This is a genomic window from Usitatibacter rugosus (assembly GCF_013003965.1).
GTDB lineage: Bacteria > Pseudomonadota > Gammaproteobacteria > Burkholderiales > Usitatibacteraceae > Usitatibacter > Usitatibacter rugosus.
On the sequence record NZ_CP053069.1, the window covers coordinates 2,744,871 to 2,770,230 of the forward strand.

The following is a 25,360-nucleotide window of genomic DNA, read 5'->3' on the forward strand; positions in this document are numbered from 1 at the left end:
CGAAGTCAGACCAATCGACCGTCGGCAATGCGTAGCGTGCGGTCCATGCGCGCGGCGAGCGACGGATCGTGCGTCACCATCACGAACGCGGAGCCGTGGCGCTTGTTCAGCGCCAGCACCAGCTCGAACACCTTCGACGCATTCTCCCGGTCCAGGTTGCCCGTGGGCTCGTCGGCCAGCACGCAGGCCGGCTCGGTGACGAGCGCGCGAGCGACAGCGACGCGCTGGCGCTCACCGCCCGAGAGCTCGCCCGGCCGATGCTCGACGCGGTGCGAGAGCCCCACCTCGGCCAGCATCGCCCGCGCTCGTGCATGCGCTTCGGCAACCGGCATGCGGCGGATCGACAGCGGCATGGCGACGTTCTCCAGCGCGGAGAACTCGGGCAGCAGATGATGGAACTGGTAGACGAAGCCGAGGTGCTTGTTGCGAAGCGCGCCTTGCTCCGTGGGACCGAGCTTCGCGAAGTCCTGGCCCAGCAGCGAGATCACGCCCGAATCGGCGCGATCGAGCCCGCCCAGCAGATGGAGCAGCGTGCTCTTGCCCGAGCCCGAGGCGCCGACGATCGCGACGGATTCGCCGCGCTTCACCTCGAAGTCGATGCAGTGGAGCACCGGCACGGCGACATCGCCCAGGCCGTAGCTTTTCTTGAGACCTCTGCAGGAAAGCGCGACCTGCGTATCCACGGCGGGGCTACTCATAGCGCAACGCCTCGGCCGGATTCACGCGCGAGGCCCGCCAGCTCGGATAGAGCGTCGCGATGAAGGAGAGCACGAGCGAGATCACGGTGACGTAGATCACGTCGCCCCAGTGGACGTCCGAGGGCAGCTCGCTGATGTAGTAGACCTCCTTCGAGAGGATCTGGAACCCGAAGGCGCGCTCGATGGCCGGCACCAGCCAGTCGATGTTGAACGCGAGGAAGAGCCCCAGCAGCACGCCGATCAGGGTGCCCACGAGTCCGATCACCGCGCCCTGCACCACGAAGATCTTCATGATGCTGGCGGGCGACGCGCCCAGAGTCCTCAGGATGGCGATGTCCGGGTGCTTCTCCGTCACCACCATCACCAGCGTGGACACGACGTTGATCGCGGCCACGAGGATGATGAGCGTGAGGATGATGAACATCATCCGCTTCTCGATCTGGATGGCGCGGAAGTAGTTCACGTTCTGCTGCGTCCAGTCGCTGATGTACGCCTCGGTACGCATGGAGCGCGCCAGGTCGCGCGCGACGCGCGGGGCCTCGTAGATGTCGCGGGTCTTCAGCCGGACGCCGCTCACGGCGCCGTCCATGCGGTAGAGGATCTGCGTGTCCTCCATGCGCGCCATGGCGAGGCCCGAGTCGAACTCGTTGTGGTCCACCTTGAAGATGCCGACCACCTTGAACTGCTTGAGCCTCGGCACGAGGCCCGCCGGCGTGACCTGCCCTTGCGGAGCAATCAGCGTAACGCGGTCGCCCACCGAGACGCGCAGCCCCTGGGCAAGGTTCACGCCGAGGGCGATGCCGAACTCGCCGGGCTTGAGGTCCGCGAGGCTGCCCGAGACCATGTGCTTGCCGATGTCGGCCACCTGCTCCTCGAGCTCCGGGACGATGCCGCGGACGAAGACGCCGCGCACGCCCGCGCCCGTGGAGAGCAGGCCCTGGCCCACGACGAAGGGCGCCGCTCCGACCACGGCGGGGTTCTTCTTCGCGTCCTCGGCAATGCTTTCCCAGCCGGTGAGGCCCTTGTCGAGGCCGGTGATCTGGATGTGGGCCGCCACGCCGAGGATGCGCGCGCGGATCTCCTTCTCGAAGCCGTTCATCACCGACATCACGGTGATCAGCGCGGCGATGCCGAGCGAGATCCCCAGGATGGAGATGAACGAGATGAAGGAGATGAAGTTGTTGCGGCGCTTCGCCCGCGTATAGCGAAGGCCGACAAAGAGTTCGAAGGGCTGCAAAGGGAAAAACCCGGGTCAGAGTGAGGTTTCGTGCCGGATTATCGCCGATAATCCGCGGTGGAAACCTCACTCTGACCCGGGTTTTTCGCTTTGCCTCTCACGCTTCTCGTTCCCTCCCTGCTGCCTCCCGCCGACGCGCCTGCGACGATGCGAGAAGCGCGCCTGCCCGCGCTCGAGAAATGGCTTGCGCGCGCCGACCTCTCGCGCGTGCCCGGCCGGGGCGCCTATGCGTGGCTCGCGGAGGCGTCCGCCCTGCCCAGCCCCCCGCCCTACGCCGCCGTAGCACTCGCGGGCGAGGCCGAGCCGCGCGAAGGCCCCTGGATGCGGGCCGACCCCGTGCACCTGCGCATCAACCGGGACCTGGTCTCGCTGTACGACGCCTCGACGCTCGACCTTTCGACCGGCGAGGCCGAGGTGCTGGCCGCCGCCCTGCAGGCGCTCTTCAAGGACGACGACCTGGAGTTCGTCGTGCCCGCGCCGGAGCGCTGGTACGTTCGCATCCCCGGGGACATGCCCGTCACCACGCCGCTCGACCAGGCGGTGGGCCGTGACATCTTCGGCCTGCTGCCCAACGGCGGCAGCTTGAACTGGCGCTCGTTCATGACCGAGGCGCAGATGGTGCTCTCGAACCACGACGTGAACGCGCGCCGCGAGGTGGCCGGGCAGCCCGCGGTCAACAGCGTCTGGTTCTGGGGCGAAGGCACCTGCCCGCCGAACGTCGTCCTCCCGTTCGACCGCGTCGTTGCCGGCGAGCCGTTCGCCCGAGGGCTGGCCCGATTGGGAGGCGTGCCGGCGGTGAATGTGCCCGGCACGCTCGCGGAGCTCCCGCCGACACCGAAGGACAAGGACACACTCGTCGTGCTGGACGACCTCGTCCGCCCGTTCCGGCGCGGCGATCCCGAGGCGTGGCTCGCGATCGCGCGATCGCTCGACGAGCGCTGGTTCGCCTCCCTCGGCGACGTGGCCCGCCAATCGGGCGGCCTGCGACTGATCCTCCCCGGCGAGAAGGACACCGTCGTCGCCACCCTCGCGCCTTCCACGCGCTGGCGCATGCTGCGCACCCGCAAGTCCGTCTCGCACCATGCCTGAGATCCTGCATCGCCCGGTCGATGCGGAGAGCGTGGCGCGCCTGGTCGCGACCGGATGCGATCCGCGCCTGGCCCGCCTCTATGCCGCGCGCGGCGTGGCCGATCCCGGAGAGCTCTCCACCACGTTCGCCTCGCTCGTCTCACCCGACCGGCTCCTGAACGCCGATCACGCGGCCCGCCTGCTCGCCGACGCGATCGAGCGCCGCGAGCACTTGGTCATCGTCGCTGACTACGACGCGGATGGCGCCACGGCCTGCGCGGTGGGATTGCGGGCGCTGCGATCGATGGGCGCGATCGTCGATTCCTTCGTGCCCAACCGCTTCGAGCACGGCTACGGGCTCACACCGGAGATCGTGAAAGAGGCAGCGGCACTGAAGCCCTCACTGCTGATCACCGTGGACAACGGCATCGCCGCCGTCGCGGGCGTGGACGCGGCCAACGCCCTGGGCATGCGCGTGCTCGTGACGGACCATCACCTGCCCGGCTCGGAGCTGCCACGGGCCGAGTGCATCGTGAATCCGAATCAAGCGGGCTGCACGTTTCCCAGCAAGCATCTCGCCGGCGTGGGCGTGATCTTCTACGTGATGCTCGCGTTGCGCGGCGAGCTGCGTCGGCGCGGCGCCTTCGCGGGCAAGCCAGAGCCGCAGCTCGCGGAGCTGCTCGATCTCGTGGCGCTCGGAACCGTGGCCGACGTCGTGCGGTTGGACACCAACAACCGCATCCTCGTGACGCAGGGCCTCGCGCGCATCCGGGGCGGCAAGGCTTCGCCGGGCGTGCGCGCGCTGTTCGAGGCGGCGGGACGGATGCCGCGGCGCGCGACGGTTTATGACCTCGCGTTCGTCGTAGGACCGCGCCTCAATGCCGCCGGCCGCCTGGACGACATGTCGCTCGGCATCGAGTGCCTGTCCACGGACAACGAGGAACGCGCCGCCGAACTCGCCGCAAATCTCGACAAGCTGAACCGCGAGCGACGCGAGATCGAAGTGGACATGGTCGAATCGGCGCTGAAGCTCCTGGAAAGCGTGGATCCCGGCGAGGGCTACTCGTTGAGCGTCCACCGCCCCGACTGGCACGGCGGAGTCGTCGGCATCCTCGCCTCGCGGCTGAAGGACCGCTTCCATCGCCCGGTGTTCGCGTTCGCGCAGGATGGCGCCGCCTTCCTCAAGGGATCCGGCCGCTCCATCCACGGCCTGCACCTTCGCGACGCGCTGGATCTCGTCGACAAGCGCAACCCCGGACTGCTCGAGCGCTTCGGAGGCCATGCCGCCGCGGCGGGCGTCACGATTCCCGCCGGCCGGCTCGCCGACTTCGCCGCCGCCTTCGAGGCCGTCGCGCGCGAAGCGCTCACGGCCGCGGACCTCGAGCGCCGCATCGACGTCGACGGAGAGCTCACGGCCCAGGATATGGGGGGAGACTTCGCGCGCCTGCTGCGCGACGCCGTGTGGGGCCAGGGCTTTCCGGAACCGCGCTTCGTGGGGACGTTCGAGGTCGCCTCGCAGCGGGTCGTGGGCGAGCGCCACGTGAAGCTCGCCTTGAAGCGCGGAGGCCGCGGATACCCGGCCATGCGCTTCGGCTCGGCCGACCCGCTGCCGGCTTCAGTGGTCGCGGTCTACCGGCTGGACCTCAACGAGTACCTCGGCGAGGAATCGCTCCAGCTCACCATCGAGCACTGGGAGAGCGCGACGCCCTCCTAGCGGATGAAGCGGCCGTCCTTGCCGATCATGGTGATCTCGACGAACGTCGAACCCGTGCGGTTGGCGCCGCCGTAGCGCAACGGGAAGCCGCCGTAGTTCGTGTCCATGTTCTCGAAGGCGGTGACCAGGCTCTCGCGAGTCGGGTTGTTGCCGGCCTTCTTCAGCGCATCGACCATGATGCGTGCCGAGAGCCAGCCCTCGATCGCGGCATACGACGGGGCGATCTTGGCTTCGCGCGAGAACTGCAGGAAGTCGCGCGACGCGCCCTCGCGGGCCTCGAACGGATACGGCATGACCTGCGTGACCATCACGCCCTTCGAGTACTCGCCCAGCTCCTTCACGTAGGCCGACGACGAGGTGTTGGACAGGGAGACGAACTGCGTATTCGAGCGGGCGGAGCGCAGCTTCTGCACGATGGTCGCGCAGATCTTCGGGATGCAGAAGCCGAGCGTCATCGCGGGTGCGGCCTTCACGATGGTGTTCACGGCTTCGTCCACGTCGGTGGCGCCGCGCGGGATGGACACGATGGCCTTCGGCTGGATGTTGTTCTTCTCGAACGCCGCCTTGGCGCCGCCCAGCGCGTCCTTGCCGAAGCCGTCGTCGGTATAGACCACGGCCACGTTGTTCGCGCCCTGGGCCACGAGCTGCGAGACGACGGTGGCGACTTCCACTTGAACGGGGGCGCGGAGGTTGAACAGGTAGCGATTGGGCGGCTCGTGCATCTGCTTCGAGCTGCCGACACCGGCGAACATCGGGACTTTCTTCTCGGCGATGATGGGCATCACGGCCTCGGCGTTGGCCGTGCCGCGGAAGAGGAAGAGCGCGAGGACGTTCCGCTCGTCGATGAGCTTCTTCGCGTTCTCGACCGAGCGCTTGGTGTCGAAACCGTCGTCGAGCGATTCGAGCTCGATCTTGCGGCCGTTCACCCCGCCCTTGGCGTTCACCATGGCGAAGTAGGCCCGCGCGGCGTTGGCGGTTTCCTTGACGGGGCCCGACTGGGGGCCGCTGTAGTCGGCGGTCTGGCCGAGGCGGATGACCGCTTCGGGCTTCTGGGCCTGCGCGATGCCGGCCGCGAGGAGCGCCGTGCACAGCAGGGAATTCACGATCTTCATGGTCTTTGCCTCCTGATGGTGCGGGTGTTGCGGACAGGTCTTGCCGCCTGTGCCGGGTTGGCCGCGCACGCATCATCGGACGCATGGGCATGACAGGGCTGTGAAAGCCCGCACATTATGGGGCCACGGCAGGTTGCACCTGAAATTGTCCCCACCCCTTCCTTTATAATTGCGGGATGGAATCCGACCAGCTGAACCAGATCGAGAACACCCTCCACGACCTTGCCGCCCGTTCGGCCGAGCTCCGGAGGTATCTTTGACTACGACGGGAAGAAGTCGCGCCTCCAGGAAGTCGGCAAGGCGCTAGAGGACCCCGGTGTCTGGAACGACACCAAGCGGGCGCAGGACCTCGGCAAGGAGCGCAGCGCGCTCGAAGCCACCGTCACCACCATCGAGAAGATCGAGTCCAGCCTCGCGGACTCCGGGGAGCTCTTTGCCCTCGCCAAGGCCGAAGGCGACGACAGCACCCTGGTCTCCGTGCGAGATGACGTCCACGGCACCCGCGGGCTCGTCGAGGGCCTCGAGTTCCAGCGGATGTTCTCCCATCCCATGGACCCGAACCCGTGCTTCATGGACATCAACGCCGGCCAGGGCGGCACGGAGGCCCAGGACTGGACCTCCATGCTGCTGCGCATGTACCTCAAGTACTGCGACAAGAAGGGCTTCAAGGCCGAGGTGCTGGAGGAAAGCGACGGGGAAGTCGCGGGCCTGAAGAGCGCCTCCCTCAAGATCACCGGCCCCTACGCCTACGGGTACCTGCGCACGGAGACCGGCATTCATCGGCTGGTCCGCAAGAGCCCGTTCGACTCCAACGCCCGGCGCCACACGTCCTTCGCGGCCGTATTCGTCTACCCCGAGGTGGACGATTCGATCGAAATCGAGATCAACCCGGCGGATCTGCGCATCGATACCTACCGCGCGTCCGGGGCGGGTGGCCAGCACGTGAACAAGACGGATTCGGCCGTGCGCATCACGCACCTTCCCACCAACACAGTGGTCTCGTCGCAGAACGACCGCTCGCAGCACAGGAACCGCGCCGAGGCGATGGCGATGCTGAAGGCGAAGCTCTACGAGCTGGAGCTGCGCAAGCAAAACGAAGCCAAGCAGAAGATGGAAGACGCCAAGACCGACATCGGCTGGGGCCACCAGATTCGCTCGTATGTCCTGGATCAATCGCGCATCAAGGACCTCCGCACCAACCACGAGGTGGGCAACACCCAGGCCGTGCTGGACGGCGACCTCGACGATTTCATCAGCGCCAGTTTGAAGCAGGGTGTGTAAAAAGGCGTACTGACGCGCGTAATACGTAGGCCGATTTTTAAGGGAAGGATGGGAAGGAAAAGCGAAGGAAGGGAAGGAAATCGTTGAAAGTGAGTGGAGTGCCATCGTGCCGACTTCACGCGACGCAAGACAACGTCACTTTCAGAGCCTTCCTTCCCTTCCTTCGTTTTTCCTTCCCTTCCTTCCTGTCCAAAACAAACGTTTCCATTCTCAGGGACGCTTCACATGACGCTGACTCACCGCCTTCTCGCACTTGCCTTCGCAGTTGCTGCCGGAACCGTCTGCGCCCAACCCGTCGAGCCCGTGCTCTCGCAGGTGAAGGCCCACAAGCAGCCGTTCCTCGACACGCTGAAGGACCTCACGTCCATCGAGTCCGGCAGCCGCGACATCGAGGGCCTGGACAAGCTCGCCGCGCTGATCGAATCGCGCCTGAAGGCGATGGGCGCCGATTCCGTGGAGGTAATCGCTCCGGCGAACATCTACCGCATGGAGGACACGCCCGAGCAGATCGGAAAGGCGGTGCGCGCCACGTTCAAGGGCAAGGGCACGAAGAAGCTGCTGATGATCGCGCACATGGACACGGTCTACTCGAAGGGCATGGGCGAGAAGCAGCCCTTCCGCATCGAAGGCGACAAGGCCTACGGCCTGGGCATCGCCGACGACAAGCAGGGCATCGCGCTGATCCTGCACGCGGTGAAGATCGTCCGCGATCTCAAGGCCGACGACTACGGCACGCTCACCGTGCTCATCAACGGCGACGAAGAGATCAGCTCACCCGGCCATCGGACTTTGATCACGAAAATGGGCGCCGAGCACGACGCGACGATGTCCTTCGAAGGCGGCGGCGGCGCCACGCTGGACCAGGTTCGCCTCGCGACGGCGGGAATCGCCGGCGTGACGCTCAAGATCAAGGGCCGCGCCTCGCATGCGGGCTCAGCGCCGGAACGCGGCATCAATGCGCTGACCGAGCTCGCACACCAGATCCTGCAGATGAAGGACTTCAGCGATCCGGCCACGGGCCTCAAGATGAACTGGACGGTCGCCAAGTCGGGGCTCAACCGCAACGTGATCCCGGCCGAAGCCGAGGCGATGGCCGATATCCGCGTGCTGAAAGTCTCGGACTTCAAGGGCATCGAGGAGAAGATCCGCGAGAAGGCGAAGAACACGATCGTCCCCGGCGTGAAGGTGGAGGTCGTGTTCGACCAGCGCCGCCCGCCGCTCGAAGCCCCGCCGGCCTCGATCGCCTTCGCGAACCACGCGCAGGCGGTCTACAAGGAGCTCGGCATGAACCTCAACGTTGCCACGGTCAGCACCGGCGGCGGTACCGACGCGGCTTTCGCCGCGCTCGAAACCAAGTCGCCCGTGGTCGAGGGCTTCGGCCTGCGCGGCTTTGGCGCCCATTCGAACGACGCCGAGTACATCTTCATCGACGCCATCGAGCCGCGGCTGTACCTGGCGGTGCGCATGATCATGGATTTCTCCCGCGGGAAGGTTGCCGCGCAGTGATCTTGTCAGCGGCATCGGTTGTGAAGCGTTTCCCGGAAAGGGCAGGTTCGCCCTTGGGAGCGCTGCATATGGAAAAGCGAGGATGGGGAGGAAAGGCGAAGGAAGGGGAGGAAAACCTTCTGGAGCTTTCAGGGCAAATCATCGGAAGTGCCCTGCGCGTCCATTCCGCATTGGGTCCTGGCCTGTTGGAGGCTGCGTACGAGGCTTGCTTGTGCAGGGCGCTTTCAGTCGACGGCTTGGCATTCACCAAGCAGCAGGAAGTCGCCATGCATTACGAGGGCCTGAACCTCGAATGTGGTTTTCGTCTCGACCTACTCGTAGAGGATCGGATCGTTGTTGAAATCAAGGCAGTACCGCAGATCCTTTCCCTCCATCTCGCTCAGCTCCGAACCTACCTCAAGCTTTCCAAACAGCCGTTTGGGTTGATCATCAACTTCAACGTGCTCCATCTTCGCGACGGCATTCGCCAGGTCCGCCTTTGACCCATATCTGGGGTTCCTCCCCCTCCTCCGCCTTTCCTCCCCATCCTCCCCTATAAAAAGCGGCGCCCCATGGACCCCATCGATCCTCCCACCCCCCCTCCCGTCGACGAGAACCAGATCATCGCGGAGCGACGCGCCAAGCTTTCGAAGCTGCGTGAAAACGGCGCCCAGGCGTTCCCGAACGACTTCCGCCGCCTGCACCTCGCCGCGGACCTCCACGCCGAGCATGGCGCGAAGACGAAGGAAGACCTCGCCGCGGCCACGCCGATCCCCGTCGTCGTCGGTGGACGGATGCTGCTGAAGCGCGTGATGGGCAAGGCCTCGTTCGCCACGCTGCAGGACATGAGCGGCCGCATCCAGCTCTACATCAACAACGACGTGACCGGGGTCGAGCCGCACGAGGCCTTCAAGCATTGGGACCTCGGCGATATCCTCGGCGCCGAGGGCACGCTCTTCAAGACCAAGACCGGCGAGCTCACGGTGCAGGTCACCAAGCTGCGGCTGCTGTCGAAATCGCTTCGTCCGTTGCCGGAGAAGTTCAAGGGCCTCACGGACATGGAAGCGCGCTACCGCCAGCGCTACGTGGACCTCATCGTGAACCCGGAGTCGCGTGAGGTCTTCATCAAGCGCTCGAAGCTCGTGCAGGCGATGCGCGAGTTCTTCGTGGCCAAGGGCTACCTCGAGGTCGAGACGCCGATGATGCATCCCATCCCCGGCGGCGCGGCGGCCAAGCCGTTCAAGACGCACCACAACGCGCTCGACATGCAGCTCTTCCTGCGCATCGCGCCGGAGCTCTATCTCAAGAAGCTCACCGTGGGCGGCATGGAGAAGGTGTTCGAGATCAACCGCAACTTCCGGAACGAGGGCATCAGCACGCGCCACAACCCCGAGTTCACGATGCTCGAGTTCTACGAGGCCTACCAGGACTACAACTACCTGATGGATCTCACCGAGGATCTCCTGCGCCAATGCGCGCAGAAGGTCCTGGGCACGACCACCCTCACCTACCAGGGCGAGACCATCGACCTCGGGAAGAAATTCGACCGCCTCACGATGGCCGAGGCGATCGCGCAGTACAACCCGGAATACCCGCTCGCGGAGCTTTCGAAGCCCGAGAACCTGCGTGCGGCGCTGACCGGGTTCCCGGAGACGAAGGTCTACCCGACCGACGGGCTCGGCATGCTGCAGTTGAAGCTCTTCGAGGCGACGACGGAAGCGAAGCTGGTGCAGCCCACGTTCATCATCGCGCACCCGACGGATGTGTCGCCGCTGGCGCGCGCCAACGATGCGAACCCGGCCGTCACCGACCGCTTCGAGCTCTTCATCACCGGCCGCGAGATCGCCAACGGCTTCTCCGAGCTGAACGATCCCGAGGACCAGGCCGCTCGCTTCGCCGCGCAGGCCAAGGCCAAGGACGCGGGCGACGAGGAGGCGATGCACTTCGACGCCGACTACATCCGCGCCCTCGAGTACGGCCTGCCGCCCACCGCGGGCGAAGGCATCGGCATCGACCGCCTCGCCATGCTCTTCACCGACGCGCCGTCGATCCGCGACGTGATACTGTTCCCGCAGCTGAAATCCACCGACACCGGAGGAAATCCATGAAAGCCCGCATCGCATCCACCCTCGCCGCGGCGCTTGCCGCCACGGCCCTGTACGCCCCTGCCGCCAGCGCGAAGTGCTACGAGTGCGGCACCATCGCCGAGATCAAGCAGGTCGAGAAGAAGGGCGAAGCCTCGGGCGGCGGTGCCGTCATCGGCGGCGTGCTGGGCGGCGTGCTCGGCCACCAGGTCGGCAGCGGGCGCGGCAACACCGCGGCCACCATCGTCGGCGCTGGCGCCGGTGCCTACGCCGGCCACCAGGTCGAGAAGAACAAGAACGCGGTGACGGTCTACCAGGTCACCATCAACATGGAAGAAGGCAAGGACCGGATCATCACCCTGTCGAATCCCCCGAAGTTCTCCGAGGGCGACAAGGTGACCGTCAAGACGGTCGACGGCAAGGTCAAGGTCGCGAAGCGGTAACGCAGGTCACGTTGCGACTACGGCTTCCAGGTCGTAGTCGTCCGCGGCGGTGACGCGGACTTTCAGGAAATCCCCGGGCTTCGCGCCCTTCGCCTTCTTCACGGTGACGATGCCGTCGATCTCGGGCGCGTCGGCGGCGCTGCGGGCCGTGGCGACCGAGCCCTCCACTTCATCGACGAGCACGTCCATCGTGCGGCCCACCTTCGCGGCGAGGCGCGCGCGGCTGATTTCCATCTGCACTTCCATGAAGCGTGACCGGCGTTCTTCGCGAACCTCGTCGGGCAGCGCTCCGGGAAGCTCGTTCGCCTTCGCACCCTCGACGGGCGAGTAGGCGAAGCAGCCGACGCGATCGAGCTGGGCTTCCTTGAGGAAGGCCAGCATCTCCTCGAACTCCGCTTCCGTCTCGCCCGGGAAGCCGGCAATGAATGTGGAACGCAGCGTGATGTCAGGGCAAGCCTTGCGCCACGCCTGGATGCGCTCGAGGTTCTTCTCGCTCGAGGCCGGGCGCTTCATGAGCTTGAGGATCCTCGGGCTTGCGTGCTGGAAGGGCACGTCGAGGTACGGAAGGATCTTGCCCTCGGCCATCAGGGGGATCACTTCGTCCACGTGCGGATACGGATAGACGTAGTGCAGGCGGACCCACGCGCCCAGCTCGCCCAATGCGACGCAGAGTTCCGTCATGCGCGTGCGAAGCGGCTTGCCGCCCCAGAAGCCGGTGCGGTACTTCATGTCGACGCCGTACGCGCTCGTGTCCTGCGAGATCACGAGCAGCTCCTTCACGCCGGACTTCACCAGCGCCTCGGCTTCCTTCATCACGTCGCCCACGGGGCGGCTCACGAGGTCGCCGCGCATCGAAGGGATGATGCAGAACGTGCACCGGTGATTGCAGCCTTCCGAGATCTTCAGGTACGCGTAGTGGCGCGGGGTGAGCTTGATGCCGGCGGCGGGCACGAGGTCCATGAACGGGTCGTGCGGCTTGGGCAGGTGCTTGTGCACCGCGTCCATCACCTCGTCCCTCGCATGCGGGCCGGTGATGGCGAGCAGGTTCGGATACGCGTTGCGGACGATGTCGCCCTTGGCGCCGAGGCAGCCGGTGACGATCACCTTGCCGTTCTCGTTCAGCGCCTCGCCGATCGCATCGAGCGATTCCTGCACGGCGCTGTCGATGAAGCCGCAGGTGTTCACGACGACGAGGTCCGAGCCTTCGTAAGTCGACGTGAGGTCGTAGCCTTCCGCGCGAAGCTGCGTGAGGATCTGCTCGGAATCGACCAGGGCCTTGGGGCAGCCGAGCGAGACGAATCCGACCTTGGGAACCGCTTGCCGTGCCTTCACTTCTTCTTCGGCCTCGGCTTGCGGGTGGACACGGCCTTGGCCTTCGGCGCGGGCTTCGCGGGCGCACCCTCGTCGGCACCGGCCGCATAGGGGAAGCCGGAGAAGAGCTTCAGCGCCTGGCGGCGCAGCTCTTCCTGCATGTCGATCACGGCCTGCGCGCCCTTCTCGAGGTACGGGCCCATCACGTTGGGAATCTGCTTGCCGCCGCCCGTCATCAGCTGCGCCCACGCCTCGGCCGGGACCTTGGGCACCTCGCCGTAGAGGGTGGAGGCCTGGTCCTGGAAGCGCTTCTGCGCCTCGTGGAAGGTGTGGATCGAGCGCTCGAGGTAAGAGCCCATCAGGCCCTGCATGGCGTGGCCGTAGTAGCGAATGATGTTGGCGAGCATGCTCGTGGAGAACATCGGCACGCCGCCCGATTCCTCCTCGAGGATGATCTGCAGCAGGATGGAGCGCGTGAGGTCGTTGCCCGTCTTCGCGTCCTGCACCTGGAACTCGCGGTAGGCGAGCACCAGTTCCTTCACCTCGGCGAGCGTGATGTAGGTGGAGGTCTCGGTGTCGTAGAGACGCCGATTGGGATACTTCTTGATGATGCGGGGCGTGGCCATGGGTATGTCCTCTCGGGATGCTGCGCTACATCAATCCCGGTGTGTGCGGGCGCGTTGCGGGGGACCGCTGTGTCCTGCCAAGTGCTTCATTTTATTATATTTTGGACCTATGCCGCCATGCGGAAAAGGAGGGCTTGTGCATCGCACCATTTTTCCCTTGACACCCCGGCGGCCCCTTCCTAGAATTGAATTGTTGCGGCGCAGCACGAATGGCGCCGCGGTCCTACCGGATTCAAGGCTCCTCCTCCTTTATCGTCAGTCTTCATCGGCTGCATAAAGGTTCAAACCCAGGCCATGCCTGGGTTTTTTTTATGTCTCGCGGGACCGAAAGAAAGGCCATCGATGAGGACTGACAAGCGGGTCGCCCTGGTCACCGGGGGCGTGGGCGGCATCGGCACGGCCATCTGCCGCAAGCTCGCCGCCGACGGCTGCTTCGTCGTCGCGAACTACGGCATCCCCGGCACCGAGGAGGCGTGGAAGCAGGCCATGTCCAACGCGGTCCTCGGCGGCGACAAGGTCGCCCTCGCCTTCGGCGACGTGACCGACTTCGCAACGATGGGCTCGATGGTCCGCCAGGTGGCCGCCGACCACGGGCCCGTTGCCGTGCTGGTGAACTGCGCCGGCATCACGCGCGACTCGACCTTCCGCAAGATGACCGAGGAGCATTGGCACGCGGTCATCGACACCAACCTCACCAGCGTCTTCAACGTGACACGCCACGTGATCGACGGCATGGTCGAGCGCGGCTGGGGCCGCATCGTGAACATCTCCTCGGTGAACGCGACGCGCGGCCAGTTCGGCCAGACCAACTACGCCGCCGCCAAGGCCGGCATCCTCGGCTTCACGAAGTCGCTCGCGCAGGAAGTCGTGAAGAAAGGCGTGACCGTGAACGCCGTCTCGCCCGGCTACGTGCAGACCGACATGACGGCGGCGATTCGCCCGGATGTGCTGGAGCAGATCGTCGGCAGCATTCCCGCGGGGCGCATGGCGACGACCGACGAGATCGCGGACGCCGTGGCGTTCCTTTGCTCGGACAAGGCCGCGTACATCACCGGGACGAATCTCTCGGTGAATGGTGGCTTGCACATGTATCAATGAAAATAAATGGGGTCAGACTCCCATTCGCAGTCCCATGAACCGGACAGAAACGCGAATGGGAGTCTGACCCCGTAACTGTTTTGAGCACGCTCAAAACATGTGCTGCCCGCCATTGATCGCGATATTCGCGCCCGTCAGGAACGCCGCCTCATCCGAGGCCAGGTAGGCGCAAAGACCGGCGACCTCCTCGGGCTTGCCGAGCCGGCCCACCGGGATCTGCGGGATGATCTTCGAGTCGAGCACTTCCTTCGGGATCGCCATCACCATCTTCGTCCCGATGTAGCCGGGCGAGATCGTGTTCACGGTCACGCCCTTCCTCGCGACTTCCAGCGCCAGCGCCTTCGAAAACCCGTGCATGCCGGCCTTGGCCGCCGAGTAATTGGTCTGGCCGAAGGCGCCCTTCTGCCCGTTCACGGAAGACACGTTGATCACCCGGCCCCAGCCGCGCTCGACCATGCCGTCGACCACGGGCTTGGTCACGTTGAAGACGCTGTCGAGGTTGGTGGTGATCACCGCGTCCCAGTCGACCTTCGTCATCTTCTTGAAGGTCATGTCGCGCGTGATGCCGGCGTTGTTGATGAGGATGTCGATGGGGCCGAGCTCCTTCGTCACCTTGCCGACCATCGACGCGCAGGAGTCGAAGTCGGAGACGTCGCAGGCATACGCGGTGAAGTCGAGTCCGTGGCTCTTCATGTCCTTCAGCCACTCCGCGTGCTTGGTGTTGCCCGGCGAGTAGGTGACGACCACCTGGATGCCCATCTTGGCGAGCTTCATGCAGATGGCCTCGCCGAGGCCTCCCATGCCGCCCGTCACCAGTGCGATGCGCTTCGTCATTGCAGCCTCCTCCTATTGTTTTCGAATCCTATTCGGCGCGTTCCTTGACGTACCGACCCGGCGCGGGCTCGATCGGCTTGTGCCGCGCGTCGCCCAGTGCCTTGCGTGCCTTGATCTTGCGCCCGCCGTATGGAGCGAGCCACTTCGACCACGTGCCCCACCAGCTGCCCGGCGTTTCCTTCGCGCCTTCCAGCCAGCGCTGCGGATCCACGCCCAGCTTCGCGTTGCTCCAGAAGCTGCGCTTGCCCTTCGAGGCCGGGTTGATCGTGCCCGCGATGTGCCCGGAGGCGCCGAGCACGAACGTCACAGGCCCGCCGAGGCAGCGCGCGCTTTCGAAGCCGCCCTTCCAGGGGACGATGTGGTCCTCGCGCGCCGAGAACACGAACGCGGGGATCTTGATGCGCTTCAGGCTCACCGGCACGCCGCACGTCGTGAGCGCATCGGGCTGGGCGAGCTTGTTCTCGAGATACGTGTTCCTGATGTAGTAGGCATACATCGGGCCCGGAAGGTTCGTGGAATCCGAGTTCCAGTACAGGAGATCGAACGCCGGGGGCGACTTGCCGCGCAGATAGTTGTTCACCACGTACGACCACACGAGGTCGTTGGCGCGCAGGAAGGAGAACGAGCTGGCGAGCTCGCGCCCAGGAACGATGCCGCCGCCGGAGAGCTGCGCCTCGCGCTTGTCCACGAAGCTCTGGTCGAGGAAGACGCGGATCTCGCCCACGTCGCGGAAATCCAGCAGCGTGGTGAGGAGCGTCACGCTCTCGACGATGGAGCGCTTCTTCGCCTCCATGACCGCGAGGCCCGAGGCGAGGAGCGTGCCGCCGACGCAGAAGCCCAACGCATTCACCTTGTCCGCTTTCGTGATCTTCTTCGCGGCCTCGAGGCTCGCGAGGATGCCCTCGCCGATGTAGTCGTCCCAGGTGAGAGAGCCCTGGGCTTCCTTCACGTTGCGCCACGAGACCATAAAGACCGTGTGGCCCTGCTCGATCAGGTAGCGCACGAGGGAGTTCTCGGGCTGCAGGTCCATGATGTAGAACTTGTTGATCGCGGGCGGCACCAGCACGATCGGCCGCTCGTAGACCTGCGCGGTGAGCGGCGCGTACTGGATCAGCTGCACCAGCTCGTTCTCGAAGACGACCGAGCCTTTCGTGGTCGCGACGTTCTTGCCGAGCTCGAAAGCCGACTCGTCGGTCATCGACACGCGGCCCTTCGCGAGGTCCGCGAGCAGGTTCGCGTAGCCTTTCTGCAGCGTGTCCCCGCCGCTCTCCGCGGCCTCCTTCAGCGCCTCGGGGTTGGTCAACAGGAAGTTGGAAGGCGACATCGCGTCCAGGTACTGCTTCATCGCGAAGCGCATGCGCTGCTTCGTCTCGTCGTCGAGGGTGGCGGATTCCACCGATTCCATCATCGCCTTCGAGCCGGCGAGGTAGGCATCGCGGTAGTAGCGAAAGACCGGGTGCTGGTTCCACTCCGGGGCGCTGAAGCGCTTGTCCAGGGGCGGATCCCCAGGCTTCTCGGGATGCCCGAACGTCTGCTGCCAGATGCGGAACTGGTCCTCGAAGTAGCGCCGCTGCAGGCCCGCGAACGTGTCCGGGCGCGCGGCCAACGATTCCATCCACGTGCCCCAGGTCTGCGCGAACGCCGACATCACCTGCTGGGTCGGCGTTTCACCCGGGGTCGTTGCGGGGGGATCGGGAAGCGGGGACATGGTTCGGCGCGGGACGAGCTTCGATTGAAGTCCAAGCCCCGGGGGGTGTCAATGCCCCGCAAGCTCGTGCACGAGTGCGATGCTTCCTACACCGAGCAGGATGAACAGGATCTGCATGCCGGTCTCGCGGAGGTCGGCCTTCTTGTGCAGCCCGGGAATGAGGTCGGCCACCGCGACATAGATCATGCTCGCCGCGGCCAGCGCCAGCATCGCCGGCACCCAGTCCCGAGCGTTGTAAAGCATGACGTAGCCCAGCAGCGCGCCCACCACCGTGGCCAGGCTCGAGAAGAGATTCAGCAACAGGGCCTTCTTCTTGCTGAACCCGGAGTGCAGCAGGATCAGGAAATCGCCGATCTCCTGCGGGATCTCGTGGGCGATGATGGCAAGCGACGTGGTGATGCCCAGCCGGATGTCGGCCAGGAACGCGCCCGCGATGATCACGCCGTCGGTGAAGTTGTGGAACGAATCGCCGAACACGATCATCCAGCCCGAGCGCCCGTGGTCGTGGGCGCCGTGGCCGTGCTCCGACTCGTCGTCGCCGCCATGGTGGTGATGGTGGCGCCAGAGCAGTGCCTTCTCGAGCACGAAGAACACCAGGATGCCGGCCAGCAGCAGCCCCGCCGTGGCGCCCGGGTGCGCGTTGTTCTCGAAGAGGTGCGGAATGATGTCGAGGAACACCGCGCCCAGCAGCGCGCCGACCGCGTAGCTCACCAGCGTGCTGATCCAGCGCGCCTCCACGCGGAAGGCCACGGCCGCCGCGATGGCGATCGAGAGCGCGCCGCCGGCGACGCAGGACAGGAGGATCCAGCCCAGCGTGCTCATCGGCCGATCCAGATGAAGGAACCCATGCGTCCACTTTCCTTTTCGCGCCGGTAGGAGAAGAACCGCCCGGTCTCGGTGTAGGTGCAGTATCCGCCGCCGTAGACGCGCGTCACGCCGGCAAGGGCGAGACGCTGGCGTGCAAGGCGGTAGAGATCGGCGTGCAGCTTACCCGGCTTCCCGGGGCGGAAGGCCTCGGGTGCATCGGGATGCCCGGCACGGAAAGCCTCGAGCACCTCGGGCCCGACCTCGAAGGCGTCCTGGCCGATGGTCGGTCCCATCCACGCCATCACGGACTTCGGATCGACGCCCAGCGCGCGAACGCCGTTCTCGAGCACGCCCGCGGCCATCCCGCGCCAGCCGGCATGGACCGCGCCGACCTGCGTGCCTTCGTCGTTGCAGAGCAGCAGTTGCATGCAGTCTCCGGTGAGCACCGAGCACACGCGGCCCGGCACGGACGTCACGGCACCGTCGGCCACGGCGGATTCGGGATGGCGCTCGGCCTGCCAGCGAACCACGTCGACCGTGTGCTTCTGCACGAGCCAGTGCGGCATCTCGGGGAGATTCTCCCGGAGGATCTCGCGGTTGCGCGCGACGTGCTCCGGCTTGTCGCTACCGGAGGCCCGGAGGTTGAAGCTTCCATAGGGCCCTTCGCTCACGCCGCCGTGGCGCGTCGTGGCGAACGCGCGCACGCGCTCCGGCGCGGGCCAGTCGGGCACGATCCATTCACGCGGCATCATTCGGCTCGCAGCTCCTCGAGCAGGGCACGGAAATCGGCGGGCACGGGCGACTCGAACGACACGTCCTTGCCGGTGCGCGGATGTCGGAACGTGAGCTTCCACGCATGCAGCGCCTGGCGGCCGAAGCGCTGCGCCCCTCGCCCGCCGTATTCCGGATCGCCCTCGAGCGGGTGCCCGATCGAGGCCAGGTGCACGCGGATCTGGTGCGTGCGGCCGGTCTCCAATTGGCATTCGATCAGCGTGTGGTGCGGCAGCCGCTCCTTCACGTGGAAGTGCGTCACCGCGGGCTTGCCGGCGGGGACCACCGCCATGCGCGTGCGCTTCACGGGGTGCCGACCGATGGGTGCATCGACCGTACCCTTCTCGGCCACCTTGCCGCGCGCCACCGCGAGGTACGTGCGCTTCACGGTGCGCGCCTGCAACTGGCGCACGAGGTCGTTCTGCGCGGGCTCGGTCTTCGCGACGACGAGCAGCCCGCTCGTCTCCTTGTCCAGGCGGTGCACGATGCCCGCGCGCGGCAGGTGCTTCAGCGCCGGCGCGTGGTGGAGCAGCGCATTCAGCAGCGTGCCGGCCCAGTTGCCCGAGCCGGGATGCACGACCAGCCCCGGCGGCTTGTCGACCACCAGCACGTCCTCGTCCTCGTGCAAGAGCGCGATCGCGACGGCCTCGGCGCGGAACGATTCCTCCTCGGGGCGGGGGACGAGCGTCACGTCGAGGTGCTCGCCGCTGCGCATGCGCTTGGCGCCTTCCACGCTCTCGCCGTCGACCAGCACGTGGCCGTCGGCGATCAGGCGGGAAAGGCGGCTGCGCGAGTGATCGGGCAGCAGCTTCGCCAGCGCCTGGTCGAGGCGCAGCCCCGCCAGCTCCGTCGGGATCGTGAGCCTCACGCGCGGGCTCGGCGCTTCGGGCGCGGTATAATTCGCGCTTCCGGAACCGGGATTCACCATGAACCGAAGTGTAATGGGATTGGCCGCGCTGGCCCTGGCCGTGTTGATCGGCGGCTGCGGCTGGTTCGGCGACAAGAAGGACCCCAAGAAGGACTGGGGCCCGTCCGAATTCTATGGCGCGGCCAAGGAAGAGTTGAACAACGGCAACTACGAGAACGCGATCAAGCTCTACGAGCAGCTCGAGTCCAAGTTCCCGTTCGGCAAGTTCGCGCAGCAGGCGCAGATGGAGATCGCCTACGCCTACTACAAGCTCGGCGACTCGGCGCAGGCCCTCTCGGCCATCGACCGCTTCGTGAAGCTCCACCCCAACCATCCCAACCTCGACTACGCCCTGTACCTGAAGGGCCTGGTGAACTTCAAGGAAGACCTGGGGCCGCTCGCCCGCGTGATCAGCCAGGATCTCGCCGACCGGGATCCGAAGGCCGCCCGCGAATCCTTCGAGGTGTTCAAGGAATTGGTGAACCGCTTCCCGGAGAGCCGCTACGCCGGCGATTCGCGCGAACGCATGATCTACCTGATCGAAGCCCTCGCCCGCCACGAAGTGCACGTCGCCCAGTACTACCTCAAGCGCCGCGCCTACCTCGCGTCCGCCAACCGGGCGCAGGACGTGCTGACGCGCTTCCCGCAAGCCAACCCCGAGGACCGCCGCCTCGCGCTGGGCATCATGGTGGAAGCCTACGACCGCATGGGCATGGGCGATTTGCGCGACGACGCGAAGAAGGTCCTCGCGCGCAACTTCCCCAACGACCCGCTCGTCGCCGAGGGGAAGAACCGCACGACTTCGTGGTGGAAATTCTGGAACTGACGCGCGGCCGAGCGGCCCGCTAGCGCTTCGTCAGCTTCGCCAGCAGCTCGTCCTGGGCGCTGCGCGCCTTCACCTTGCCGCGCTTCTTCCGCGTGTACGTCCCGTCGGACTGCATCTCCCAGGCGTGCGTGTTGTCCTCGAGGTAGGACTTGAGGCCTTCGGCCACCACGCGTGAGCGCAGCTTCTTGTCGGTGAGCGGAAAGCACAGCTCGATCCGGCGGAAGAAGTTGCGATCCATCCAGTCCGCGGAAGAGAGGTACACGTGCGGCTCGGATCCGTTCCTGAAATGGAAGATGCGCGTGTGCTCGAGGAAGCGCCCGATCACGGAGCGCACGCGGATGTTCTCGGAGACCTTCGGAATGCCGGGGCGCAGCGCGCAGACGCCGCGGACGATGAGGTCCACCTTCACGCCGGCCTGCGAGGCCTTGTAGAGCGCCTCGATCACCAGCGGCTCCAGCAGCGCGTTCATCTTGGCGATGATGCGCGCGGGCTTGCCGGCCTTCGCATGCTTGGTCTCGTTCTCGATCGCGTCCAGCACGCGCTGGTGCATCGTGAACGGCGCCTGCCAGACATGGTTCAGCTTGGTGGACTTGCCGAGGCCCGTGAGCTGCTTGAAGACCTCGTTCACGTCCGAGCCGATGGCCTCGTTGCAGGTGAGGAGATCGAAGTCGGTGTAGAGCTTGGCGGTACGCGGGTGGTAGTTGCCGGTGCCGAGGTGCACGTAGCGCACCAGCCGGCCCTCCTCGCGCCGCACGACCAGCGACATCTTGGCGTGCGTCTTGTGGCCGACCACGCCGTACACGACGTGGGCGCCGACCTCCTCCAGCTTCGCCGCCCAGTTGATGTTCGCCTCCTCGTCGAAGCGCGCCATCAGCTCCACGACGACGGTGACTTCCTTGCCGGCGCGCGCCGCGTCGATCAGCGTCTGCATGATGATCGAGTCGGTGCCGGTGCGGTATACGGTCTGCTTGATCGCGATCACCTGGGGATCGCGCGCCGCTTCGCGGATGAACTCGATCACCGGAGCGAAGGACTCGAACGGGCGGTGCAGCAGCACGTCGCCCTTGCGGATGGTCTCGAAGAGGTCGGAGGATTTCGCGAGCGCCTTGGGGAGCCCCGCCGTGAACGGCTGGAAGAGGAGGTCCGGGCGATTCACTTCGTCAGGCACGCTCATCAGGCGGACCAGGTTCACCGGTCCGTTCACCTTGTAGACGTCGGTCTCGTCGAGGCCGAACTGCTCCTGCAGGAACTTCGTCATCGACTCCGACATGTTGTCGGCGACTTCGAGGCGCACGGCGTCGCCGAAGTGGCGCTGCGGCAATTCCCCCTGCAGGGCCTTGCGCAGGTCCTTCATCTCCTCCTCTTCCACGAAGAGGTCGGAGTTGCGCGTGACGCGGAACTGGTAGCAGCCCAGCACGTTCATGCCGGCGAAGAGCTCGCCCACGTGCTTGTGCAGGATCGAGGTGAGGAAGACGAAGTCGTTGTCGCCCTGGGCCACGCCCTTGGGAATGCGGATCACGCGCGGCAGTGCCCGCGGAGCCTGCACGATCGCGGCCCTCGAGTCGCGACCGAAGGCATCGCGCCCTTCCAGCTCCACCGCGAAATTGAGGCTCTTGTTGAACACGCGCGGGAAGGGATGCGCCGGATCGAGCCCGATCGGGGTCAGCAGCGGCATCATCTCGCGGAAGAAATAGTCCTTCACCCATTCCTGCTGCGCGTTGTTCCACTGCGCCCGGCGCAGGAACCGGATGCCTTCCTTCGCCAGCGCCGGGAAGATCTCGTTGTTCAGCAGAGCGTACTTGCGGTCGACCAGCGCGTGGGCACTGACGGTAACGCGGGCGTAGACCTCGGAGGGCGACAGGCCATCGGGCTCGGCGGTCGAGCTGCCGAGCTTGATCTGCTCGCGCACGCCCGACAGGCGGATCTCGAAGAACTCGTCCAGGTTGGACGAGACGATGGCGAGGAACTTGAGCCGCTCCAGAAGCGGCATCGACTTGTCCTCGGCCTGGGCCAGGACGCGTCGGTTGAACTCGAGGGCCTGCAGCTCTCGATTCAGGAAATGCTCGGGGGAAAGGCGCGCCACGCGCTTGGGCTCGAACCGGGGGGGTTTTTTAGCCATGAATGGTGCCGTGGCGGTGTGACAATCCTGTTACGCTGCCGGCCTGCTACGCTCACGTTCGCATGGAATATAACACCCTCGCCGCCGTCGACCTCGGCTCCAACAGCTTCCACCTGGAGATCGGGCGCGTCGTGGACCAGCAGATCTACCCGCTGGACTCCCTCAAGGAAACCGTGCGCCTCGGCGCCGGCCTCACCGACGACAAGAAGCTCGACGCCACGATCCAGGAGAAGGCGATCACCGCCCTCAAGCGCTTCCGCGAGCGCCTGGCGGGCATGCCGCCCGAGACCGTCCGCGTCGTCGGCACCAATACGCTGCGCGTTGCAAAAAATTCCAAGGAGTTCCTTGCGCGGGCCGAAGGTGCGTTGGGCTTCCCGATCGAGGTCATCTCCGGCCGCGAGGAAGCGCGCCTCATCTACTCGGGCGTGGTCCACTCGCTTCCGCTCTCCGGCCAGAACCGCCTCGTCGTGGACATCGGCGGGGGCTCGACCGAGCTCATCATCGGCCACAAGCTGCGCCCGATCGTGATGGAGAGCCTCTACATGGGCTGCGTGAGCTACACGCGCCGCTACTTCCCCGACGGCAAGGTCGACAAGAAGCTGCTCAAGGCCGCCGAGCTCGCCGCGCGCGAGCAGGTGCAGGCCATCGTCGCCCGCTACCAGAAGACCGGCTGGAAGGAAGCCGTCGGTTCCTCCGGCACGGCGCGCGCGCTGGCCGAGGCGATCCGCGAGAACGGCCACTCCAGCGGCGGCATCACCGACACCGGCCTCGCCTTCCTGCGCGAGGAGCTGCTGAAGGCGGGCGACATGAAGAAGCTCTCGATCCCGGGGCTGCGCGAGGAGCGCGTGCCCGTGTTCCCCGGCGGCGTCGTGATCATGTCCGCCGTGTTCGCCGAGCTCGAGCTGGAAGAGATGCGCGTGGCCGACGGAGCGCTGCGCCAGGGCGTCCTGTGGGACCTCCTGGGCCGCGTCCACCATCGCGACATCCGCGAGGTGACGATCGAGCAGTTCGTGAAGCGCTATCACACCGACCAGACGCAGGCGCAACGCGTCGGCCACCTGGCACGCGCGCTCTACAAGCAGCTCGATCCGCACGAAGGCGAGGCGGAGTTCCGCAAGCTCTCGTTCCTGTCGTGGGCGGTGGAGCTCCATGAGATCGGCCTCACCATCTCGCAGGCCGGATACCACAAGCACTCGGCCTACGTGCTCGCCTATGCGGACATGCCGGGCTTCTCGCGCCAGGAGCAGGGCTGGCTCTCCAACCTGGTGCTCGCGCAGCGCGGCAGCCTGGGCAAGATGCGCTCGCCCTTCGAGGACGACCCGGACCTCCAGGACCTCGCCCTGGCGTTGCGCCTCGCGGTCATCTTCCATCGCAGCCGCCGCACGTTGAAGCTGCCGAAGATGAAGCTCGAGCACTCGCCCAAGGGCTACCGGCTCGAGGTGGAGCGCGGCTGGCTGGAACACAACACGCTCGTGGTGCACGCCCTCCAGGGCGAGCACGATGAGTGGGGCTCGATCGGCGTCTCGTTCGAATTCAGCGAAAAGGAATAGCGGAACCATGGATACACCTACCGGCCTCACCGGCCGCATGCTCATCGGCGCACAGGACGCGGAAGGCCGCGAAGCGGCGCTGAAGGGCCTCGATCCCGCAACCGGCGCCGAGCTGGAGCCCGCTTATGGCGGCGCCGATGCCACGCACCTCGAGCGCGCCTGCGGCCTGGCCGCGGCGGCGTTCGACACGTATCGCGAGACGTCGCCCGAGGCGCGCGCGAAATTCCTCGAGACGATCGCCGACAACATCCTGGCGATCGGCGACACGCTGATCGTCCGCGCGATGCAGGAAAGCGGCCTGCCCCGCCCGCGCCTCGAAGGCGAGCGCGGCCGCACGATGGGCCAGTTGAAGCTCTTCGCCGAGGTCGTGCGTGAAGGCAGCTGGATGGACCTGCGTGTCGATCCCGCGATGCCGGAGCGCAAGCCCATGCCGCGCTCGGACCTTCGCCTGCGCAACATTCCCGTCGGTCCCGTGGCGATCTTCGGCGCGAGCAACTTCCCGCTCGCGTTCTCGGTGGCGGGCGGAGATACGGCCTCGGCCCTCGCGGCCGGCTGCCCGGTCGTGGTGAAAGCTCACCCCGCGCATCCCGGTACGTCGGAGCTCGTCGGCCGGGCGATCCAGGCCGCCGTGAAATCGTGCGGACTGCCCGAGGGCGTGTTCTCGATGCTCTACGGCGCGGGCAACTGGCTGGGTGGCGCGCTCGTTTCAGACCCGCGCATCAAGGCCGTGGGCTTCACCGGCTCGCGCCAGGGCGGCGTCGCGCTGATGAAGATTGCCAACGCGCGTCCCGAACCGATCCCCGTCTATGCGGAGATGAGCAGCATCAATCCCGTGCTGGTGCTTCCGCATGCGCTCGCCTCTCGCGGCGAGGCGATCGCGAAGGCCTTCATCGGCTCACTCACGCTGGGCGCCGGCCAGTTCTGCACCAACCCGGGCCTGCTGCTCGGCGCGGCCGGCAAGGACCTCGATGCCTTCGAGGGCAAGGTCGCGGAGAACCTGCCCGCGGCCGGTGCTTCGACCATGCTGACGCCTGGCATCGCCAGCGCGTATCGCGGCGGCGTCGATCGCCTCGCCAAGCACGCTCAAGTGAAGACCGTGGCGCGTGGCCAACCCGCGGGCGGCCCCAATGCCGGACAAGCCGCGTTCTTTTCCACGGATGCGAAGACGTTCATCGCCGATCACGTCCTGCAGGACGAGGTCTTCGGCTCGTCGTCGGTGCTCGTGCGCTGCCCCGACGTGAACACGATGCGCGACATCCTCGAGAAGCTCGAGGGCCAGCTCACCGTCACGCTGCAGATGGACCCCGAGGACCTCGAGTACGCGAAGAAGCTGCTGCCGGTGCTGGAACGCAAGGCCGGGCGTGTGCTCGTGAATGGATTTCCGACGGGCGTGGAAGTGGCGCATGCGATGGTGCATGGCGGCCCGTATCCGGCGACTTCCGACGGGCGCACGACCTCGGTGGGAAGTCTCGCCATCTATCGATTCCTGCGGCCGGTCTGCTACCAGGACTTCCCGGCAGGACTCCTGCCGGAGTCGCTTCGCGAGGGTGGGGCGGCGGGGGCTCCGATTCGGCGGAATGGAAAGTTGGAAGGCTGATTCAGGAAGAGCGAGGATGGGGAGGAAAAGCGGGGAGGAGGGAGAGGAAAGCAAAAGGGTGTTTGATGAAAGGATGCCGTCGAC

The 25,360-nt window shown here is 66.1% G+C and carries 22 protein-coding genes; 11 read left to right on the forward strand and 11 right to left on the reverse strand.

Annotation, left to right across the window (positions count from 1 at the left end):
* Window positions 1-5: 5 nt before the first annotated feature.
* Window positions 6-698, reverse strand: a complete 693-nt coding sequence (gene lolD, locus DSM104443_RS12945) for a lipoprotein-releasing ABC transporter ATP-binding protein LolD (protein WP_171092862.1) — start codon at window positions 696-698, stop codon at window positions 6-8.
* The gene (locus tag DSM104443_RS12950; RefSeq protein ID WP_171092864.1) at window positions 691-1,935 is read right to left on the reverse strand and encodes a lipoprotein-releasing ABC transporter permease subunit; all 1,245 of its coding nucleotides are present in this window, start codon (window positions 1,933-1,935) and stop codon (window positions 691-693) included. Before DSM104443_RS12950 ends, lolD begins: the two co-directional genes overlap by 8 nt.
* 147 nt (window positions 1,936-2,082) lie before the next feature.
* Between DSM104443_RS12950 and DSM104443_RS12955 the strand changes: the two genes are divergently transcribed.
* Complete coding sequence (locus tag DSM104443_RS12955; RefSeq protein ID WP_171092866.1) at window positions 2,083-3,024, forward strand: hypothetical protein; 942 nt, start codon at window positions 2,083-2,085, stop codon at window positions 3,022-3,024.
* Window positions 3,017-4,717: a single-stranded-DNA-specific exonuclease RecJ gene (recJ, locus tag DSM104443_RS12960; RefSeq protein ID WP_171092868.1), complete on the forward strand. Its 1,701-nt coding sequence runs from the start codon at window positions 3,017-3,019 to the stop codon at window positions 4,715-4,717. Before DSM104443_RS12955 ends, recJ begins: the two co-directional genes overlap by 8 nt.
* Here recJ and DSM104443_RS12965 read toward each other — a convergent pair.
* Entirely contained in the window at window positions 4,714-5,829 is a 1,116-nt protein-coding gene (locus DSM104443_RS12965) for an ABC transporter substrate-binding protein (protein WP_171092870.1), read from the reverse strand. The genes recJ and DSM104443_RS12965 overlap by 4 nt on opposite strands.
* Window positions 5,830-6,005: 176 nt before the next feature.
* Between DSM104443_RS12965 and prfB the strand changes: the two genes are divergently transcribed.
* From prfB to DSM104443_RS12990, 5 genes are all read left to right on the forward strand, one after another.
* A protein-coding gene (gene prfB / locus DSM104443_RS12970) for a peptide chain release factor 2 (protein WP_171092872.1) occupies window positions 6,006-7,110 on the forward strand; the annotation gives its coding sequence in 2 pieces (ribosomal slippage) (window positions 6,006-6,086 and window positions 6,088-7,110; 1,104 coding nt in all).
* Window positions 7,111-7,335: 225 nt separating this feature from the next.
* Window positions 7,336-8,616, forward strand: a complete 1,281-nt coding sequence (locus tag DSM104443_RS12975) for a glutamate carboxypeptidase (RefSeq protein WP_171092874.1) — start codon at window positions 7,336-7,338, stop codon at window positions 8,614-8,616.
* 20 nt (window positions 8,617-8,636) lie between these two features.
* Window positions 8,637-9,098, forward strand: a complete 462-nt coding sequence (locus DSM104443_RS12980; RefSeq protein WP_212756658.1) for a GxxExxY protein — start codon at window positions 8,637-8,639, stop codon at window positions 9,096-9,098.
* Between the two features lie 69 nt (window positions 9,099-9,167).
* A complete protein-coding gene (gene lysS, locus DSM104443_RS12985) occupies window positions 9,168-10,703 on the forward strand; it encodes a lysine--tRNA ligase (protein ID WP_171092877.1) in 1,536 nt (511 codons plus the stop codon).
* Window positions 10,700-11,122, forward strand: a complete 423-nt coding sequence (locus tag DSM104443_RS12990; RefSeq protein WP_171092879.1) for a glycine zipper 2TM domain-containing protein — start codon at window positions 10,700-10,702, stop codon at window positions 11,120-11,122. The genes lysS and DSM104443_RS12990 overlap by 4 nt, the downstream gene beginning before the upstream one ends.
* 6 nt (window positions 11,123-11,128) lie before the next feature.
* Here DSM104443_RS12990 and rimO read toward each other — a convergent pair whose 3' ends face one another.
* Together rimO and phaR are read right to left on the reverse strand one after the other, a co-directional pair.
* Window positions 11,129-12,454 (reverse strand): 30S ribosomal protein S12 methylthiotransferase RimO, encoded by a 1,326-nt coding sequence (gene rimO, locus DSM104443_RS12995; protein ID WP_171092881.1) that lies wholly within the window; start codon window positions 12,452-12,454, stop codon window positions 11,129-11,131.
* On the reverse strand, window positions 12,451-13,059 hold the full coding sequence (phaR, locus tag DSM104443_RS13000) for a polyhydroxyalkanoate synthesis repressor PhaR (RefSeq protein ID WP_171092883.1): 609 nt from the start codon (window positions 13,057-13,059) through the stop codon (window positions 12,451-12,453). The genes rimO and phaR overlap by 4 nt, the downstream gene beginning before the upstream one ends.
* Before the next feature lie 342 nt (window positions 13,060-13,401).
* Here phaR and phbB (DSM104443_RS13005) point away from each other — a divergent pair, with 342 nt between their 5' ends.
* A complete protein-coding gene (gene phbB, locus DSM104443_RS13005; RefSeq protein ID WP_171092884.1) occupies window positions 13,402-14,157 on the forward strand; it encodes an acetoacetyl-CoA reductase in 756 nt (251 codons plus the stop codon).
* A gap of 90 nt (window positions 14,158-14,247) precedes the next feature.
* Here the strand turns inward: phbB (DSM104443_RS13005) and phbB (DSM104443_RS13010) are convergent, their stop codons facing one another.
* From phbB (DSM104443_RS13010) to DSM104443_RS13030, 5 genes are read right to left on the reverse strand one after another with little or no spacing between them, the layout of a single operon-like run.
* A complete protein-coding gene (gene phbB / locus DSM104443_RS13010) occupies window positions 14,248-14,991 on the reverse strand; it encodes a beta-ketoacyl-ACP reductase (protein WP_171092886.1) in 744 nt (247 codons plus the stop codon).
* A 28-nt stretch (window positions 14,992-15,019) separates the two neighbouring features.
* Window positions 15,020-16,699, reverse strand: coding sequence for a PHA/PHB synthase family protein (locus DSM104443_RS13015; protein WP_171092889.1), 1,680 nt, complete (start codon window positions 16,697-16,699; stop codon window positions 15,020-15,022).
* A gap of 48 nt (window positions 16,700-16,747) precedes the next feature.
* Window positions 16,748-17,521, reverse strand: a complete 774-nt coding sequence (locus DSM104443_RS13020; RefSeq protein ID WP_171092891.1) for a ZIP family metal transporter — start codon at window positions 17,519-17,521, stop codon at window positions 16,748-16,750.
* Entirely contained in the window at window positions 17,518-18,258 is a 741-nt protein-coding gene (gene pgeF / locus DSM104443_RS13025) for a peptidoglycan editing factor PgeF (protein ID WP_171092892.1), read from the reverse strand. The genes DSM104443_RS13020 and pgeF overlap by 4 nt, the downstream gene beginning before the upstream one ends.
* Window positions 18,255-19,205 (reverse strand): RluA family pseudouridine synthase, encoded by a 951-nt coding sequence (locus DSM104443_RS13030; protein WP_171092894.1) that lies wholly within the window; start codon window positions 19,203-19,205, stop codon window positions 18,255-18,257. Before DSM104443_RS13030 ends, pgeF begins: the two co-directional genes overlap by 4 nt.
* On the opposite strand from DSM104443_RS13030, the gene DSM104443_RS13035 reads away from it, so the two are divergent.
* Window positions 19,204-20,010 carry an outer membrane protein assembly factor BamD gene (locus DSM104443_RS13035; protein ID WP_171092896.1) on the forward strand — a complete coding sequence of 269 codons (807 nt, stop codon included), beginning with the start codon at window positions 19,204-19,206 and terminating at the stop codon, window positions 20,008-20,010. The genes DSM104443_RS13030 and DSM104443_RS13035 overlap by 2 nt on opposite strands.
* 19 nt (window positions 20,011-20,029) lie before the next feature.
* Here the strand turns inward: DSM104443_RS13035 and ppk1 are convergent, their stop codons facing one another.
* Window positions 20,030-22,129, reverse strand: coding sequence for a polyphosphate kinase 1 (gene ppk1 / locus DSM104443_RS13040; RefSeq protein WP_171092898.1), 2,100 nt, complete (start codon window positions 22,127-22,129; stop codon window positions 20,030-20,032).
* A 62-nt stretch (window positions 22,130-22,191) separates the two neighbouring features.
* On the opposite strand from ppk1, the gene ppx reads away from it, so the two are divergent.
* Complete coding sequence (gene ppx, locus DSM104443_RS13045; RefSeq protein ID WP_171092900.1) at window positions 22,192-23,679, forward strand: exopolyphosphatase; 1,488 nt, start codon at window positions 22,192-22,194, stop codon at window positions 23,677-23,679.
* A gap of 7 nt (window positions 23,680-23,686) precedes the next feature.
* On the forward strand, window positions 23,687-25,276 hold the full coding sequence (locus DSM104443_RS13050) for an aldehyde dehydrogenase (NADP(+)) (RefSeq protein ID WP_171092902.1): 1,590 nt from the start codon (window positions 23,687-23,689) through the stop codon (window positions 25,274-25,276).
* Window positions 25,277-25,360: the final 84 nt, after the last annotated feature.

Coding starts and splice junctions, on each gene's coding strand:
- ppk1 (WP_171092898.1), bottom strand. CDS start 22,129: ATGGCTAAAAAACCCCCCCGGTTCGAGCCCAAGCGCGTGGCGCGCCTT.
- ppx (WP_171092900.1), top strand. CDS start 22,192: ATGGAATATAACACCCTCGCCGCCGTCGACCTCGGCTCCAACAGCTTC.
- pgeF (WP_171092892.1), bottom strand. CDS start 18,258: ATGATGCCGCGTGAATGGATCGTGCCCGACTGGCCCGCGCCGGAGCGC.
- DSM104443_RS13020 (WP_171092891.1), bottom strand. CDS start 17,521: ATGAGCACGCTGGGCTGGATCCTCCTGTCCTGCGTCGCCGGCGGCGCG.
- DSM104443_RS13030 (WP_171092894.1), bottom strand. CDS start 19,205: ATGGTGAATCCCGGTTCCGGAAGCGCGAATTATACCGCGCCCGAAGCG.
- lysS (WP_171092877.1), top strand. CDS start 9,168: ATGGACCCCATCGATCCTCCCACCCCCCCTCCCGTCGACGAGAACCAG.
- phbB (WP_171092886.1), bottom strand. CDS start 14,991: ATGACGAAGCGCATCGCACTGGTGACGGGCGGCATGGGAGGCCTCGGC.
- lolD (WP_171092862.1), bottom strand. CDS start 698: ATGAGTAGCCCCGCCGTGGATACGCAGGTCGCGCTTTCCTGCAGAGGT.
- recJ (WP_171092868.1), top strand. CDS start 3,017: ATGCCTGAGATCCTGCATCGCCCGGTCGATGCGGAGAGCGTGGCGCGC.
- DSM104443_RS12990 (WP_171092879.1), top strand. CDS start 10,700: ATGAAAGCCCGCATCGCATCCACCCTCGCCGCGGCGCTTGCCGCCACG.
- DSM104443_RS13035 (WP_171092896.1), top strand. CDS start 19,204: ATGAACCGAAGTGTAATGGGATTGGCCGCGCTGGCCCTGGCCGTGTTG.
- DSM104443_RS12975 (WP_171092874.1), top strand. CDS start 7,336: ATGACGCTGACTCACCGCCTTCTCGCACTTGCCTTCGCAGTTGCTGCC.
- DSM104443_RS12965 (WP_171092870.1), bottom strand. CDS start 5,829: ATGAAGATCGTGAATTCCCTGCTGTGCACGGCGCTCCTCGCGGCCGGC.
- DSM104443_RS13050 (WP_171092902.1), top strand. CDS start 23,687: ATGGATACACCTACCGGCCTCACCGGCCGCATGCTCATCGGCGCACAG.
- phaR (WP_171092883.1), bottom strand. CDS start 13,059: ATGGCCACGCCCCGCATCATCAAGAAGTATCCCAATCGGCGTCTCTAC.
- phbB (WP_171092884.1), top strand. CDS start 13,402: ATGAGGACTGACAAGCGGGTCGCCCTGGTCACCGGGGGCGTGGGCGGC.
- DSM104443_RS13015 (WP_171092889.1), bottom strand. CDS start 16,699: ATGTCCCCGCTTCCCGATCCCCCCGCAACGACCCCGGGTGAAACGCCG.
- DSM104443_RS12955 (WP_171092866.1), top strand. CDS start 2,083: ATGCGAGAAGCGCGCCTGCCCGCGCTCGAGAAATGGCTTGCGCGCGCC.